16 protein-coding genes are annotated in these 14,907 nt (G+C 57.3%); 5 read left to right on the top strand and 11 right to left on the bottom strand.

Going from position 1 to position 14,907, the window contains the following annotated elements; all coding sequences use genetic code 11:
* Positions 1 to 120 precede the first annotated feature (120 nt).
* The gene (locus tag C7964_RS10915; RefSeq protein WP_110279702.1) at positions 121 to 1,041 is read left to right on the top strand and encodes a sulfite exporter TauE/SafE family protein; all 921 of its coding nucleotides are present in this window, start codon (positions 121 to 123) and stop codon (positions 1,039 to 1,041) included.
* The gene (locus C7964_RS10910) at positions 1,038 to 1,787 is read left to right on the top strand and encodes a TIGR02186 family protein (RefSeq protein WP_110279701.1); all 750 of its coding nucleotides are present in this window, start codon (positions 1,038 to 1,040) and stop codon (positions 1,785 to 1,787) included. Before C7964_RS10915 ends, C7964_RS10910 begins: the two co-directional genes overlap by 4 nt.
* Here the strand turns inward: C7964_RS10910 and C7964_RS10905 are convergent.
* The 5 genes from C7964_RS10905 to C7964_RS10885 all read right to left on the bottom strand — a co-directional run bounded on the left by C7964_RS10905 (position 1,784) and on the right by C7964_RS10885 (position 7,213).
* Positions 1,784 to 2,494, bottom strand: a complete 711-nt coding sequence (locus C7964_RS10905; protein WP_110279700.1) for an SDR family oxidoreductase — start codon at positions 2,492 to 2,494, stop codon at positions 1,784 to 1,786. The genes C7964_RS10910 and C7964_RS10905 overlap by 4 nt on opposite strands.
* Positions 2,491 to 4,017 (bottom strand): ATP-dependent DNA helicase, encoded by a 1,527-nt coding sequence (locus C7964_RS10900; protein ID WP_110279699.1) that lies wholly within the window; start codon positions 4,015 to 4,017, stop codon positions 2,491 to 2,493. The genes C7964_RS10905 and C7964_RS10900 overlap by 4 nt, the downstream gene beginning before the upstream one ends.
* Positions 4,018 to 4,075: 58 nt before the next feature.
* Positions 4,076 to 4,291, bottom strand: coding sequence for a hypothetical protein (locus C7964_RS10895; RefSeq protein ID WP_110279698.1), 216 nt, complete (start codon positions 4,289 to 4,291; stop codon positions 4,076 to 4,078).
* A gap of 124 nt (positions 4,292 to 4,415) precedes the next feature.
* Positions 4,416 to 5,696, bottom strand: a complete 1,281-nt coding sequence (ccrA, locus tag C7964_RS10890; RefSeq protein WP_181417158.1) for a crotonyl-CoA carboxylase/reductase — start codon at positions 5,694 to 5,696, stop codon at positions 4,416 to 4,418.
* A gap of 119 nt (positions 5,697 to 5,815) precedes the next feature.
* The gene (locus C7964_RS10885; protein ID WP_110279696.1) at positions 5,816 to 7,213 is read right to left on the bottom strand and encodes a 1-acyl-sn-glycerol-3-phosphate acyltransferase; all 1,398 of its coding nucleotides are present in this window, start codon (positions 7,211 to 7,213) and stop codon (positions 5,816 to 5,818) included.
* 138 nt (positions 7,214 to 7,351) lie between these two features.
* Between C7964_RS10885 and C7964_RS10880 the strand changes: the two genes are divergently transcribed.
* The 3 genes from C7964_RS10880 to deoD all read left to right on the top strand — a co-directional run bounded on the left by C7964_RS10880 (position 7,352) and on the right by deoD (position 10,526).
* The gene (locus C7964_RS10880) at positions 7,352 to 9,319 is read left to right on the top strand and encodes an ethylmalonyl-CoA mutase (protein WP_110279695.1); all 1,968 of its coding nucleotides are present in this window, start codon (positions 7,352 to 7,354) and stop codon (positions 9,317 to 9,319) included.
* Positions 9,320 to 9,417: 98 nt separating this feature from the next.
* Positions 9,418 to 9,756 carry an H-NS histone family protein gene (locus tag C7964_RS10875; RefSeq protein WP_110279694.1) on the top strand — a complete coding sequence of 113 codons (339 nt, stop codon included), beginning with the start codon at positions 9,418 to 9,420 and terminating at the stop codon, positions 9,754 to 9,756.
* A 56-nt stretch (positions 9,757 to 9,812) separates the two neighbouring features.
* Positions 9,813 to 10,526 (top strand): purine-nucleoside phosphorylase, encoded by a 714-nt coding sequence (deoD, locus tag C7964_RS10870; RefSeq protein WP_110279693.1) that lies wholly within the window; start codon positions 9,813 to 9,815, stop codon positions 10,524 to 10,526.
* Positions 10,527 to 10,774: 248 nt separating this feature from the next.
* On the opposite strand, the gene C7964_RS10865 is transcribed toward deoD, so the two are convergent.
* From C7964_RS10865 to sdhC, 6 genes are read right to left on the bottom strand one after another with little or no spacing between them, the layout of a single operon-like run.
* On the bottom strand, positions 10,775 to 11,554 hold the full coding sequence (locus C7964_RS10865) for a succinate dehydrogenase iron-sulfur subunit (RefSeq protein WP_110279692.1): 780 nt from the start codon (positions 11,552 to 11,554) through the stop codon (positions 10,775 to 10,777).
* 38 nt (positions 11,555 to 11,592) lie between these two features.
* Entirely contained in the window at positions 11,593 to 11,880 is a 288-nt protein-coding gene (locus C7964_RS10860) for a hypothetical protein (RefSeq protein WP_110279691.1), read from the bottom strand.
* Positions 11,877 to 12,197, bottom strand: coding sequence for a succinate dehydrogenase (locus tag C7964_RS10855; RefSeq protein WP_110279690.1), 321 nt, complete (start codon positions 12,195 to 12,197; stop codon positions 11,877 to 11,879). Before C7964_RS10855 ends, C7964_RS10860 begins: the two co-directional genes overlap by 4 nt.
* On the bottom strand, positions 12,197 to 14,002 hold the full coding sequence (gene sdhA / locus C7964_RS10850; RefSeq protein ID WP_110279689.1) for a succinate dehydrogenase flavoprotein subunit: 1,806 nt from the start codon (positions 14,000 to 14,002) through the stop codon (positions 12,197 to 12,199). The genes C7964_RS10855 and sdhA overlap by 1 nt, the downstream gene beginning before the upstream one ends.
* Before the next feature lie 21 nt (positions 14,003 to 14,023).
* Positions 14,024 to 14,395 carry a succinate dehydrogenase, hydrophobic membrane anchor protein gene (gene sdhD, locus C7964_RS10845; RefSeq protein ID WP_110279688.1) on the bottom strand — a complete coding sequence of 124 codons (372 nt, stop codon included), beginning with the start codon at positions 14,393 to 14,395 and terminating at the stop codon, positions 14,024 to 14,026.
* 12 nt (positions 14,396 to 14,407) lie between these two features.
* Complete coding sequence (gene sdhC / locus C7964_RS10840; protein ID WP_055293786.1) at positions 14,408 to 14,791, bottom strand: succinate dehydrogenase, cytochrome b556 subunit; 384 nt, start codon at positions 14,789 to 14,791, stop codon at positions 14,408 to 14,410.
* Between the last annotated feature and the right edge of the window lie 116 nt (positions 14,792 to 14,907).

The raw sequence follows: 14,907 nt of genomic DNA, 5'->3' as shown, positions 1-14,907 counted from the left end.
CATTCATAAGTCCACGTGGCAGAATTGCTGCGTTTGCATATCAAAACGGCTCACATCGTTTGACATAAACGCCTGATAGGTTTTTGGTGCTCACAACGGCTCAAGCGTCCGGAACAGCTCATGCAAATTTACCTCCCCATCGCCGAGGTTTCGGTGAACATCTTCCTTTTGTTGGGACTTGGCGGAATCGTGGGCGTTTTGTCAGGCATGTTTGGTGTGGGCGGCGGCTTTCTGATGACGCCGTTGCTGTTCTTCATCGGCATTCCTCCGGCGGTTGCGGTTGCAACAGAAGCAAACCAGATCGTCGCCTCTTCGTTCTCGGGTGTCCTTGCACACCTGAAGCGAAAGACGGTGGACCTCAGGATGGGTACGGTGTTGCTGATCGGCGGTCTGATCGGTTCGGGCCTTGGCATTATCCTGTTCAACTACCTCAAAGCTCTGGGTCAGGTCGAACTGCTGGTGCAGCTTTGCTATGTGGTCTTCCTCGGCATGATCGGCACGATGATGTTCATCGAGAGCCTCAATGCAATCCGCAGATCGTCCAAGCCCGGCGGCGCTGCGCCCAAGCGGCGCAAGCACAACTGGGTTCACAACCTGCCCTTCAAAATGAAGTTCCGCGTCTCCGGCCTGTATATCTCGGTTATACCACCGCTGATGGTCGGAATTCTTGTCGGTGTTCTGGCGGCCATCATGGGTGTCGGCGGTGGCTTTATCATGGTGCCTGCCATGATCTATCTGCTGGGCATGCCCACCAAAGTCGTTGTGGGCACGTCCCTGTTCCAGATCATCTTTGTCACCGCTTTCACGACGATGCTGCATGCAACAACGAACTTCACCGTTGATGTCGTCCTCGCGGTACTTCTGCTCGTGGGCGGCGTGATCGGTGCGCAAATTGGCACACGGATCGGTGTGAAAATGAAGGCCGAGCAGCTGCGTATCTGGCTGGCCATCATGGTTCTCGCCGTGTGCGGCAAGCTGGCGTTCGATCTTCTTGTCATGCCGGCCGAGCTCTTCTCTCTGGGCGCGGGGGGGCACTCATGATCCGCCTTGTTGTGCTACTGCTCTTGCTTGCTGTTCCTGCGAAAGCCGAAGAGATCGTGCTGGGATTGAGCCAGGACGAGGTCGCGATCACCGCGACATTCGAAGGCTCCGAAATCCTGATCTTTGGCGCCATCAAGCGTGATGGTCCGGTCGAGGTTCCGGGCGATCTGGGTGTGATTGTCACGATTGCAGGCCCTGACGAACCGGTCACTGTCCGCAAGAAAGATCGCCGCCTCGGAATCTGGGTGAATACGGAAGCCGTAGAGATCGAAGTCGCACCCACATTCTATGCTGTTGCAACAAACCGGCCGTTGGACGAAATCCTGACGTCAACCGAAGATCTGAACACACGGATCAGCATGCAGCGGGCCATCCGTTCAGTCGGTGCAACGGCTGAAAGTGCACAGAACTTTACAGATGCACTGATCCGCATCCGCGCGTCACAAGGACTGTACCAGACCATCCCCGAGGGCGTCTCGGTTGCAGAAGAGGCGCTGTTCCGCGCGCTGATCCCATTGCCTGCAAACCTGACCGAAGGTGACTATGTCGCCGAGATTTACCTGACACGGGACAAGCGGATCATTGATCTTTACACCACATCCATTCCCGTCAAGAAGGTTGGGCTGGAACGCTGGCTCTATAACCTCGCGCATGAAAACCCGTTCCTTTACGGGTTGATGTCACTGTCGATCGCTATCGCAGCAGGCTGGGGTGCATCCGCCGCATTCAGCGCATTCCGCCGTTAACCGCGCCCGATATGCGGCATCTTTGTCGCCATCACCATCATGGACTGCACATTCGCCTCGGGCGGCAATGTTGCCATGTGAAAGACCGACCGCGCCACATCCTCAACCGCCATGCTTGGCAGCGGATCCAAACCCTGCGCGGCGCGCGTTTTTTCAAGGTTCAGCACCAGATCGGTGCGCGCATTGCCGATATCAATCTGCCCGCAGGCAATATCAAAGGGCCGCCCATCCAGCGACAGCGTCTTGGTCAGCCCGCTGACACCGTGCTTTGTCGTTGTATAACACACAGACCCCTCACGCGGTGTGTAGGCCGAGATGGACCCGTTGTTGATGATCCGCCCACCCTGGGGCTTTTGCTGGCGCATCTGGCAAAAGGCGGCACGCGCGCACAGGAACATCCCCGTCAGGTTCACATCCAGCACCTGTTTCCAGTCGTCCAGCGCGATTTTATCAATCGTCGTCTGCGGCCCAAACATGCCCGCGTTGTTAAACAGCACATCGATATGCCCAAAACGCGCAAAGGCGGCATCAACAGCCGTTTCATCCGTCACATCACAGGGCAAAAGAACGGCATTCTCCTGCGCCATTTCTTCAAGCTTGTCCGCGCGCCGCGCAATCAAACCAACACGCCAGCCATTGGCCAGAAAATACTCTGCCGTGACGCGGCCAATACCGCTGCTGGCCCCTGTGACGATGATGGATTTCATATCTCTTCACTCCTCAGTTCAAGCGGTGCCGCCGGCACCTCCAGATCATCGACCCTCAATACGCCTTGCGGACGTGCCAGACGGTTGCGCACGACCCAACGCAGCTGGGTCTCTGCGCGCGTGATCGCCACATAGGCAAGGCGCTTCCAAAGCGGCTGTCCCGCCTCAACACGCCCCATGCGCGAAGCGGCATAAATATCGGGCGCAAAGACCTGCACCGTGTCCCATTGCGAACCTTGCGCCTTGTGGATCGTCACCGCGGCCCCGTGCAAGAACGTGGCACCCATGCGGGCCGCAAAAGGGATAAAGGGCTCTTCATCACCCTCTTGTTCAATCTTCACGATACTCGCCGCACTGACCTGCGGGTCCTCGGCACCCATCACATGCAGGCGCGAAAACCCCGGCTTGCGGCCCGGTCCAAGGTAAATGACCTGCGCGCCTTTGATCAGGCCGCGCGCCTCAAGATCGAGGCGCTTTTTGCGGTGCTTCAGCGGCAATTCGATACCATCACAAATCAACGGCTCCCCCGCCAACAACTCATCCGCGGGTGCGGCAAAGGCTGCGCGGAATGCATGGATCAAACGGATACGGGTCGCGTTGCGCCACACCAGACAGGGCGAGCGCGCCATCAGATCGGCCTCGACACGCTGGGCCATGACGACACGTTCGTCCACCTTCGACGCGTCTTCAACCATCCGCTCAAAGCTATAAAAATCAAGCTGCGGGTCAGCCAAAGCATGGGCCAGATCAAGGATCGGGTTGCCCGCATCCTGCCGGTGTATCCGGTTCAGGGTCAGCACGCGGGGCGCTGGCAGCGTTTCGAACACCATCCCGCCAGAGGATTGTACCGGCGGCAATTGCGCCGGATCACCGAACAACAAAAGTGTGGGGAAAATCTCTTTCAAATCCTCGAACTGCTTTTCGTCCAACATCGAACTTTCATCGACAAAGCCGATGTCCAAAGGCTCTTCGCGCCGCTTCCATCCGGTGATGAAATCGCTCCCGCGTAGCCCCGCGGCAGCAAGTGCGGCAGGCACGGACTTGTTGATCTGATAAGACGCAAATGCGCGGTCAAGCGCAATATCACTCAGCCCCTCGATCTCGGGCCTGTCACCTTGGCCCGCCAGCCATTCGGCCACCTTTTCGTATTCCGGGTCATAGACCGGCGTATAAAGAATGCGGTGGATCGTGGTCGCAGGGACGCCACGATTGCGCAACACGCTGGCCGCTTTGTTGGTGGGTGCCAGAATAGCGAGTGTGCGCCGGTCCTTGCGCTTGCGTCCTTCCCAATCGCCGGAAATGACATCGACACCGGCCTCTTCCAACGCATGATAGAGCTTGGCCAGCAGCATCGTCTTACCCGACCCTGCCTTACCAATCACCGCCAGTACGGACGTGCTGTCGGACTGTGGCGGTTGCAGCAGGTGGTCGTCCAGATCAACGCCAGATTGGCGCAATGCGACGGCGATATTGTCCCAGGCTTGGGCCTGATCGTCAGAGAATGTGATGGTGGGAGCGTTCATGGGGGCGACTGTATCTGGACAGTCAATGCGCCGCTAGCGCATTCGCCACGACAAAGGGCTAAGTCCTGCGCACAGGTCCGGATTTCACGGTTAACTCCAGCATCCCATCGTGGTCCCCACCCTGGTGGCGCGCATCCGGCAGCGCGCGCGATGCAATTTCAACCTGTGCGACAAGTTCGGCCTCTTCCAGTTGCGCCCGAAGCATTGGCAAATCATTGTCGCGCGCAAAACTGCGCAGATCGGCCAGCACATCAATGATCCAATCGCGTCCCATGATGCACCGTCCCTACAAAGTATTAAGGAATAATTAATATTCTTGGTCAGTCAGTCTTTCCCGACGCAAACGCCAAATGCGCCGCCGTTTCCGGCGACGCCTTTCTTAGGAATAAAACGTGGGCCTAGCGCATCCGCGATGCTTCCAACGTATCCTCAAAGGTGCGTAAACCCATTTTCGGCGCCTGAACAAGCACGGCCATATTGCCCGGTTTGTGCTCGTTGCGGCGCATCTTGGTATGGGCCTGCGGGATCGCCTCCCATCCAAAACACTCCGACATGCACGGATCAAGCCGCTGCTCCAGCATCAGCTTGTTGGCCGCACTCGCCTGCTTGAGATGGGCAAAGTGGCTGCCCTGCAGACGCTTCTGGTGCATCCACATATAGCGCACGTCGAAGGTACAGTTGAATCCGGTGGTACCCGCGCAAATCACGACCATGCCACCCTTCTTGCAAACCAGGGACGATACGGGGAATGTCGCCTCGCCGGGATGTTCGAACACCATATCAACGTTCACGCCTTTGCCGGTGATGTCCCAGATTGCCTTGCCGAACTTGCGGGCCTCTTGCAGCCACGTGTTGTATTCAGGCGTATTCACGGTGGGCAATTGGCCCCAGCAGTTGAAATCGTTCCGGTTGATGACACCCTTCGCCCCCAGTGACATCACAAACTCGCGCTTGCTTTCGTCACTGATCACGCCAATCGCATTCGCACCCGCCGTATTGATCAACTGGATCGCATAAGACCCCAGACCACCAGACGCACCCCAGACCAGCACGTTCTGGCCGGGCTTAAGGTCATGCGGCTCGTGGCCGAACAACATCCGGTATGCAGTCGCGAGCGTCAGCGTATAACACGCGCTCTCTTCCCATGTCAGATGCTGCGGACGATGCATCAACTGCTGCGATTGCACGCAGGTGAACTGCGCAAAAGACCCGCCTGCGGTCTCATAACCCCAGATGCGCTGACTTGGCGAATACATCGGATCGCCGCCGTTGCATTCCTCATCATCGCCATCATCCTGATTGCAATGGATCACAACCTCGTCGCCGACCTTCCAGCGCTTGACCTTATCTCCTACCGCCCAAACGATCCCTGCGGCGTCAGAACCCACAATCTGGTACTCCTGCTTATGGATATCAAACGGGCTGACGGGAACACCAAGACCGGCCCAGACACCATTATAGTTGACACCCGCGGCCATCACGAGAACCAGAACCTCGTGGCTGTCCAGCTTTGGCACATCCACGACCTCGAGCTGGAATGCTTTCTCGGGCTCGCCATGACGCTCGCGGCGGATCACCCACGCATGCATCTTTGCAGGCACATAGCCCAAAGGTGGCATCTCGCCGACTTCATACAGGTCTTTCTCGGGTGCCGTATAAGTAGTTTGGTCGAGGGCCATCGCAGTCTCCATCAGTCAGCTTCCAATGTTGCCGCGCCGCAGAATCAAGCGCGTTTTTCATTGAATACGAGATGACTGAGTAACTTTGCAACCCTATTTAGATCATTTTTGTAATTTAATTACTCTGCAACCGCAGAAACTTCGTCTGAATTTGCTGCAACTGCATCAAAATGATGCGCAATCGAATTGGCGTAGAAGGTCAGAACGTCCCGCCCCTTCTCAGTGGGCGAAATCGCGCCATTGCTCTCGACAAGCAAACCACGCCCCCGCAACCGGCTGAGCGCGTCGCGCACGACCTCCTGCGCATCACGCTTGGGGCACGGCAGCTTGCGTTCCTTCAAATGCGTGATCGCCCGGGCCACAGAGGCCTCAAGATCCGGAACACTCACCGGTTCTGCCAACAGGATATGCCGCGCCACCAAAGGGACACCGACAACCGGTGTCACATCGGCAATCCGCTTCATCAACTCCTGGGCAAGCTGTTCTGTCAGATCACTGCCCGCATCACCATGATATTTTGAAAGCTCCAGCGGCTCGCCAAAACTGACGGATGCCACCCCGAAGCCTCTGAAACGCCCTGTGACACGCAAACCGATATGGCGCAGAACGCGCCCCAAAATCGAAATCAGCGACGGCTTGAACCTGCGCGTGCCGGATTTGTCGGCGGCAATCAGGATCGTGTCTTCCAGCACACGGTCATAATTCACCGCAACCGGCACAAAGATCACTTCGCGGGCCTTGGGGTCAAAATCCTCGACAATATAATTCAGCAATCCCATCCGCGGCGGGGCCAATAATCCGTTCAGGCTCAGCCCGCCTTCTGGAAATACCGCCTGGCTCACACCGCCGCGCGTGGCCATTTGCACATAACGTGCCAGAACCTTGCGATAGAGCGCACCACGGGATTTGCGCCGGATAAAATACGCCCCCATCATGCGGATCACCGAAGACAGCGGCCACACCCGCGCCCATTCGCCCACGGCGTAAGACAGGGCACCTGCATTTGCGGCAAGATAGGTGACCAACACGTAATCCATATTGCTGCGGTGATTGATTACAAAGATCACGGTCGCATCAGGATCAATTTTTTCCAGCCGCTTGCGATCAAACGTGCCCAGCTTGATCCGGTAAAGCGACTTTGAAAGCCATCGTGCCAGCCTGATCCCCACACCAAAATACGCCGTCGCCGAAAACCCTGGTACGATCTCGCGTGCATAGCGGCGAGCCTTTTCAAAGGCGACGTTCTCGGGGATCTTTTCTTTAGTGGCATGATCCACGATTGCCTGCGTCACCTCGGGATCGTAAATCAAACGCTGGATCATATCGTACCGCCGCGCCAGCTTGAACGGCTCAATCGGGCGCTGCAGGCGTTGGTTCAGCTTGCCAATCACCCGTTCGGCACGTTTACGAAAAAACCAGCGCACAGAGGGAAACAGAAAATGCGACGCAAAAGTCACCGCCGCGAACAGGACAATAAGAACAAAGGCCCAAATGGGCAGTGAGATCGTTTGCGTCATGCGCAGAACGTGACAGGGAACGGCGTCCGCGTAAATCCCGTCATGCCGCAACGCAGCGAATTGACAGCGCCATAAAATGTCCGATAAACACCCTCATAGCGTAATTTAATTGCGCGGATTGATTCAGGAGTGCCGTAAATGTCGCAACCGCAGAAAGACCGCCCTTGGCTGTTTCGCACATATGCAGGTCATTCGACCGCCTCTGCCTCGAACGCGCTCTATCGCGGCAATCTTGCCAAAGGTCAGACTGGTCTCTCTGTCGCTTTCGATCTGCCCACCCAAACCGGCTATGACAGCGATCATATCCTCGCCAATGGCGAAGTGGGCAAAGTCGGCGTGCCCGTCAGCCACCTTGGCGACATGCGCGCGCTGTTCAACGATATTCCGCTGGACCAGATGAACACCTCGATGACGATCAACGCGACAGCGCCCTGGCTCTTGTCGCTCTACATCGCCGTAGCGGAAGAACAGGGTGCCGACATCAGCGCCCTGCAAGGCACCGTGCAAAACGACATCATCAAGGAATACCTGTCACGCGGCACATACATCTGCCCGCCGGAACCATCGCTGCGTATGATCACAGACGTGGCCGCCTACACACGCGAACACCTGCCGAAATGGAACCCGATGAACGTGTGTTCTTACCATCTGCAAGAGGCCGGCGCGACACCGGAAGAAGAGCTTGCCTTCGCGCTGGCCACAGCCACCGCCGTGCTGGATGATCTCAAAGGCAAAGTGCCGGCCGCGCATTTCCCCGCAATGGTCGGGCGCATTTCCTTTTTCGTGAATGCCGGCATCCGTTTTGTGACCGAGCTTTGTAAAATGCGCGCCTTTGTCGAATTATGGGATGAAATATGCGCGACCCGCTATGGTGTCGAAGATGCCAAATACCGCCGTTTCCGCTATGGCGTACAGGTCAATTCACTTGGCCTGACCGAACAGCAGCCCGAAAATAACGTCTACCGCATTCTTTTGGAAACGCTGGCCGTGACCTTGTCGAAAAACGCCCGCGCCCGCGCCGTGCAATTACCCGCATGGAACGAGGCATTGGGCCTGCCCCGCCCTTGGGACCAGCAATGGTCGCTGCGGATGCAACAAATCCTCGCTTATGAAACCGATCTTCTGGAATTCGACGATCTCTTTGACGGAAATCCCGCAATTGATCGCAAAGTAAAAGAACTGAAAGATGGCGCGCGTGCCGAATTGGCCCAAATTGACGAAATGGGCGGTGCGGTTGGCGCAATTGGCTATATGAAATCGCGTCTCGTCGAAAGTAATGCAGCGCGTATTGCCGGAATTGAAAAAGGCGAAACAACAGTTGTCGGCGTCAATAAATGGCAGGCTGGTGAACCCTCGCCCCTGACCGCAGGCGAAGATGCGATTATGGTGTCGGACCCAGAAGCCGAGGCCGATCAACTCCGCCGCCTCGGGCAATGGAAAGCCGACCGTGACAATGCCGCCGTGAAAGAGGCGCTGGCCGCACTGCGGGCCGCCGCCAAGGATGGCAGCAACATCATGCCCCCTTCCATCGCCTGTGCACGGGCAGGTGTCACGACGGGCGAATGGGCCGACGTGATCCGCAGCGTGTTTGGCCAATACCGCGCGCCCACCGGCGTCAGCAGCAACCCCTCCAACCGGACCGAAGGCCTCGAGGATTTGCGCGAACAGGTCGATCTGGTCAGCGCAGCGCTCGGCCGTCGTCTGAAATTCCTTGTCGGCAAACCGGGGCTGGACGGACATTCCAACGGCGCTGAACAGATTGCCGCGCGCGCGCGTGATTGCGGCATGGAGATTGATTACGAAGGTATTCGTCTTACGCCCGAAGAAATTGTGACAGCGGCACAGAATGGCGAAGTTCATGTGATCGGACTTTCTATTCTTTCGGGTTCCCATATTCCTTTGGTCCGCGATGTCATGACACGTCTGCAAACGGCAGGCATATCCCATATCCCGGTCATTGCCGGTGGCATTATTCCGGAAGATGACGCAACTGAATTGCGCGCAATGGGTGTGGCACGGGTCTATACGCCAAAAGATTTTGAATTGAACAAAATCATGAATGACATTGTCACCCTCGTTGATCCGCGATCCGTAGCGGCAGAATAGAGCCAAACATATACGCTTTTGGATAGTCTTTTGCGATTTCGAGATACTGTGTGAATAATCCTGTGGTATTCGCACTGAAGCGAATTGGAGAAACGCAAATGAATCCTGATCTGAAATCAATGACCCGCAAAGAACTCGAAAAGCTCAAGAGCAATGTCGAGAAAGCTCTGGAAAGGGTGACGGAAAACGAAAAGAAAGCCGCGCGCGCTGCCGCGGAAAAAGCAGCGGCAGCCCATGGGTTTTCGCTTGCAGAGATCACTGGCGCCGCACCTGCAAAGAGAGGGCCCAAACCCAAGTCCGGCCCCAAAACTGCATCACCTGCGAAATACAAGAACCCCTCTGATCCCACACAAACCTGGACTGGCAAAGGACGCCAGCCGCAGTGGTTCAAGGCGGCAATCAAGGCGGGCACCTCGCCTGACAACATGGAAATCTAGCTTCCCTCGGTGCCGCACCCGGCATAAACTGGGCGGCACAGTGACAGGAGGCTGACATGACCATCCACATTGGCGCCGAAAAGGGCGATATTGCACCGACCGTCCTGATGCCGGGCGATCCCTATCGCGCCAAGTGGGCGGCGGAAACGTTCCTCAAAGATGCGCGCTGCATCAATGAAGTGCGCGGTATGCTCGGATTTACGGGGACATGGAACGGTCATTGGGTGACGATCCAGGGGTCCGGCATGGGGATGCCCTCGCTTTCAATTTATGCGAACGAATTGATCAAGGATTACGACGTGCAGACCTTGATCCGCATCGGTTCATGCGGCGGGATGCAGAAGAATGTCGGCATTCGCGATGTGATCCTTGCGATGACGGCCTCGACACTCTCGACGCCGTCTCGCGGGATCTTCAAGGAACTCAATTTTGCTCCCTGCGCCGACTACCAGTTGCTTTCGGCTGCTCATGACGCGGCAAAAGCCAAGGGCGTGCCAACCCATGTCGGCGGGATCTATTCATCGGATGTGTTCTATGACGAACGCCCCGACCTGAACGAACAAATGATCCGGCATGGTATTCTGGGCGTGGAGATGGAGGCCGCAGAACTCTACAACCTCGCAGCCCGCTACGGACGGCGCGCTTTGGCGGTCCTGACGGTGAGTGATCACCTGATTACCCATGAGGCGCTTCCCGCAGAGGATCGTGAAAGGTCTTTTGGAGATATGGTCGAAATCGCCCTGGCCGCAGCTTTCGCACAGGCCGTCTAGCAATGGGGGCTTTGCCCCCGGCCCTGCGGGCCTCCCCCAGGATATTTTCGGGCCAATAATAACGGATGATTAACCAATAAACGCAATGATGAAGCCACGGTACAGGCGGGGACGCCGATGACCGTGGCCGGTAATGACCGGAAGGGCCCGCCTGACACATGGCGGGCCCTTTTTCAGTATTACTGGCCTGAAAATATCCTCGGGGGGAGCGTCAGCGGGGGGCAGACAGCCCCCCTGCATGCTTTCGTTTAGACAGTACGTTCGACCATCATGCCTTTGATGTGCGCAATCGCGGCGGCAGGGTTAAGACCCTTGGGGCATGTTTTCGCACAGTTCATGATCGTGTGGCAGCGGTAGAGTTTGAAGGGGTCTTCAAGCTGGTCCAACCGCTCGCCTGTCGCCTCGTCACGGCTGTCAATAATCCAGCGGTAGGCGTGCAAGAGCGCTGCTGGCCCCAGATAGCGGTCACCGTTCCACCAGTAGGAGGGACATGAGGTCGAACAGGATGCGCACATCACGCATTCATAAAGACCGTCCAGCTTCTTGCGGTCCTCGATGGACTGGCGCCATTCCTTTGCAGGGCGGTTCGTTTTCGTCTCCAGCCACGGCATGATGCTCGCGTGCTGCGCATAGAAATGCGTCAGGTCAGGGATCAGGTCCTTGATGACCGGCATATGCGGCAGCGGGTAAATCTTCACGTCGCCCTTGATCTCGTCCATGCCGTAGATACAGGCCAGCGTGTTGATGCCGTCGATGTTCATCGCGCAGGACCCGCAAATCCCCTCACGGCAGGAACGGCGGAATGTCAGCGTCGGATCAATCTCGTTCTTGATCTTGATCAGCGCATCCAGCACCATCGGGCCGCAGTTATCCATATCGATGAAATATGTATCCAGCTGCGGGTTCTTGCCGTCATCAGGGTTCCAGCGATAGACCTGCACTTTGCGCAGATTGGTTGCGCCCTCCGGCTTGGGCCAGGTTTTGCCCACAGTCATGCGGGAGTTCTTGGGAAGTGTCAGTTGTACCATTTTTCGTTCCTTCCGTCAGGGCTTGCGCCCGAATACCTTTATATGGCGCGCAAACGCGGCGGCCGAATTGGCGGCTCGCCTGTCAGATTGAAGACGCAGCTTTCATAGACCGCGATCGGGTCACGCCCGCGGATCGCGTCAGAGCTGATGCTGAAGCTGCCGCTGGCGAATGGTCCGCTTTCACTGTTGGCCCCAAGCGTGAGTCCGATTTCCGGCCCCTGCGCGGCGCGCGCGCGTTCCTCGCAAATTTCGGCAGCACGTTCCGGTGACATCGGTGTGCAGGCGGTTGCCAAGACAGCACTCAACAGGATCACAGACCGTCTCATAGGCTCATCCCCAATGAATTATTGACCGTGCACCGCACCGTATCGGGGCGCTGCGCAATCTGGACAATCAGATTTGTCGTCGTCTCATTCGCGCCAATGACGGCCCCTTGTGCAATCTGCACGATTTCAGAAGAGGACGCATTGTCGATGATACAGTCCGTGAGCGGACGCGCATCAACACCGGGAAAGCGTGCCTGTACCGCGTTGTTGACGACACCTTTTGCAGCGTCACGCGCCAGCATGTCGCCTGTCGGACCAAGGTCCTGCATGCAACCCGCCAGCACCACCACTGCGCCAAATGTCATCAGCAGACGCATCAGAATGTCCGTTCTTTCGGCGCAATCTTGGCCTCCGAGATACCGCCTTCGGCCTCGGTTGTCAGACCCGCCGTGATCACCGGACGGTAGCTCAGTTTCACCTTCGCACCATCCACATGGCTGATCGTGTGCACACGCCAGTTTTTATCATCACGCGCCGCGTAATCCTCATGCGCATGTGCGCCACGGCTTTCCTTGCGCGCCTCGGCACCGACGATCGTGACCAGCGCGTTCGGCATCAAGTTGGTCAGTTCCAGCGTTTCCATCAGGTCGCTGTTCCAGACAAGGCTGCGGTCGGTGACGGACAGATCATCCATCTTGCCTGCAATCGCCGTCATCTTCTCAACACCTTCGGCCAGCGTCTTATCGGTGCGGAACACAGCGGCATCGGCCTGCATCGCCTTTTGCATTTCCAGACGCAGCTCTGCAGTGCCAACAGTACCCTTCGCATGGCGCAGCCCGTCGAAACGGTCAAAACACGCATCCACCGACGCCTGGTTCAATGTCGGGTTGGGGGCGTTGCGATCCACAACTTCGCCAGCACGGATCGCGGCCGCACGGCCAAAGACCACAAGGTCAATGAGGCTGTTCGAACCCAGACGGTTGGCACCATGCACCGACGCACAGCCCGCTTCACCCACGGCCATCAGACCCGGCACAACTGCGTTGGGGTCTTTCTTGGTGGGGTTGAGCACCTCACCGTAATAGTTGGTCGGAATACCGCCCATGTTATAGTGCACGGTGGGCAGCACAGGGATCGCTTCCTTGGTCACATCAACGCCCGCAAAGATACGTGCGCTTTCCGAAATACCGGGCAGACGTTCGGCCAAAGCCTCTTTCGGCAGATGGTTGAGGTTAAGGTGAATGTGATCGCCATTCGCCCCCACACCACGGCCTTCGCGGATTTCCATCGTCATGCAGCGGCTGACATAGTCGCGGGGTGCAAGGTCCTTGTAGTTGGGCGCATAGCGCTCCATGAACCGTTCGCCTTCCGAGTTGGTCAGATAGCCGCCCTCGCCGCGCGCGCCTTCGGTGATCAGACAGCCCGCGCCGTAAATGCCGGTCGGGTGGAACTGCACGAACTCCATATCCTGCAGTGGCAGGCCCTGACGGGCCACCATGCCGCCACCGTCACCGGTGCAGGTGTGGGCCGATGTGGCGCTAAAGTACGCACGACCGTAGCCACCTGTCGCCAGAACAACGGTCTTAGCGTTGAAGACGTGCATGGTGCCGTCATCCAGCTTCCATGCGATCACACCCTGACAGATGCCATCGTCGGACATGATCAGATCAAGCGCGAAATACTCGATATAGAATTCCGCCTGCTGTTTCAGCGACTGACCATAGAGCGTGTGCAGAATGGCGTGACCTGTCCGGTCAGCGGCAGCACAGGTCCGCTGTACGGGCGGGCCTTCGCCGAATTCGGTTGTATGGCCGCCGAAAGGACGCTGGTAGATCTTGCCCTCTTCGGTACGCGAAAACGGCACGCCGTAATGCTCGAGCTCGTAAACCGCCTTGGGAGCCTCACGCGCGAGGTATTCCATCGCGTCGGTATCACCCAACCAGTCAGAGCCCTTCACCGTGTCATACATATGCCACTGCCAGCTATCAGGGCCCATGTTGCCCAGCGAAGCGGCAATACCGCCCTGTGCGGCAACAGTGTGCGAACGGGTCGGGAAAACCTTGGTGATACAGGCAGTGCGCAAACCTTGTTCCGCAAGACCCAATGTCGCCCGCAGTCCGGCCCCGCCAGCCCCGACGACGATGGCATCATAGGTGTGGGTTTCGTATTCATAAGCAGCCATAGGTAATAAGCTCCGCGCGGATTAAAGGGCGATACGGACGATTGCGAAAATCGCAAAAGCCGCCGCAGCATAGGACAGGCAGATCATGCCGATAATCGCCGCCTTGCGTGCGAAACCGTGAACATAATCCTCAATCAGGGTTTGCACACCCAAGCGGTAGTGAAAGAACCCCACCAGCATGGTCAGGATCGCAACAACAGCAGGGAAAGGCCGCTGGTAGTAGGCGATCACTTCTTCAAAAGACGACCCCAGGATGGACCCGAAGGTAAAAATAAAGAGCGGCGTCAGGATCAGAAGGGCAACAGATGTTACCATCATCTGCCAGTGATGCTCGGTCCCGGTCTTGGCCGAGCCCATGCCGGATGCGCGTTTGCGGTCAGTCAAAAAAGCCATAGCAGCGCCCCCTTATACAACAATCACGGTGAAGATGGTCAGCAGGACCGACAGCACCATCATCATCTGTGCGGCCAGCTCGGACTTGTCGACATCCAGCATCCGGCCACTGTCCCACACCAGATGGCGCAGGCCACCCAGCAGGTGATACCAAAGGCCCAAGGTCGAGAGCGTCATGACCAGATCACCGAACCAGCTGGTGACGAAACCGTTGGCGGTGGCAAAGGCCTCTGGCCCCGATGCCGCAGCAACGAACCACCAGACAATCATCAACGCCGCCACGATGAGTGCGTTGCCGGTGATGCGGACCAGAATTGAGGACATCGACGTCCATTGCGGACGATAGATCGTCAGATGCGGTGAAAGCGGGCGATTGCCCCGGTTCACGTCAGCCATAACAGTTCCCTTCGTTGGCTTTTGTCGTCTGGCAGACGACGCCTTTGGAGTACTTTCTGCACCATTCAAACAGCAGAGTCACGCGCGGCGCACCCACCAAACCGTGAAAAATGGTC

The sequence above is a fragment of the Loktanella sp. PT4BL genome (assembly GCF_003201935.1).
Lineage (GTDB): Bacteria > Pseudomonadota > Alphaproteobacteria > Rhodobacterales > Rhodobacteraceae > Yoonia.
Note: the sequence above shows the minus strand (reverse complement) of the source record. Positions and strands in the feature narration are given on the sequence as shown.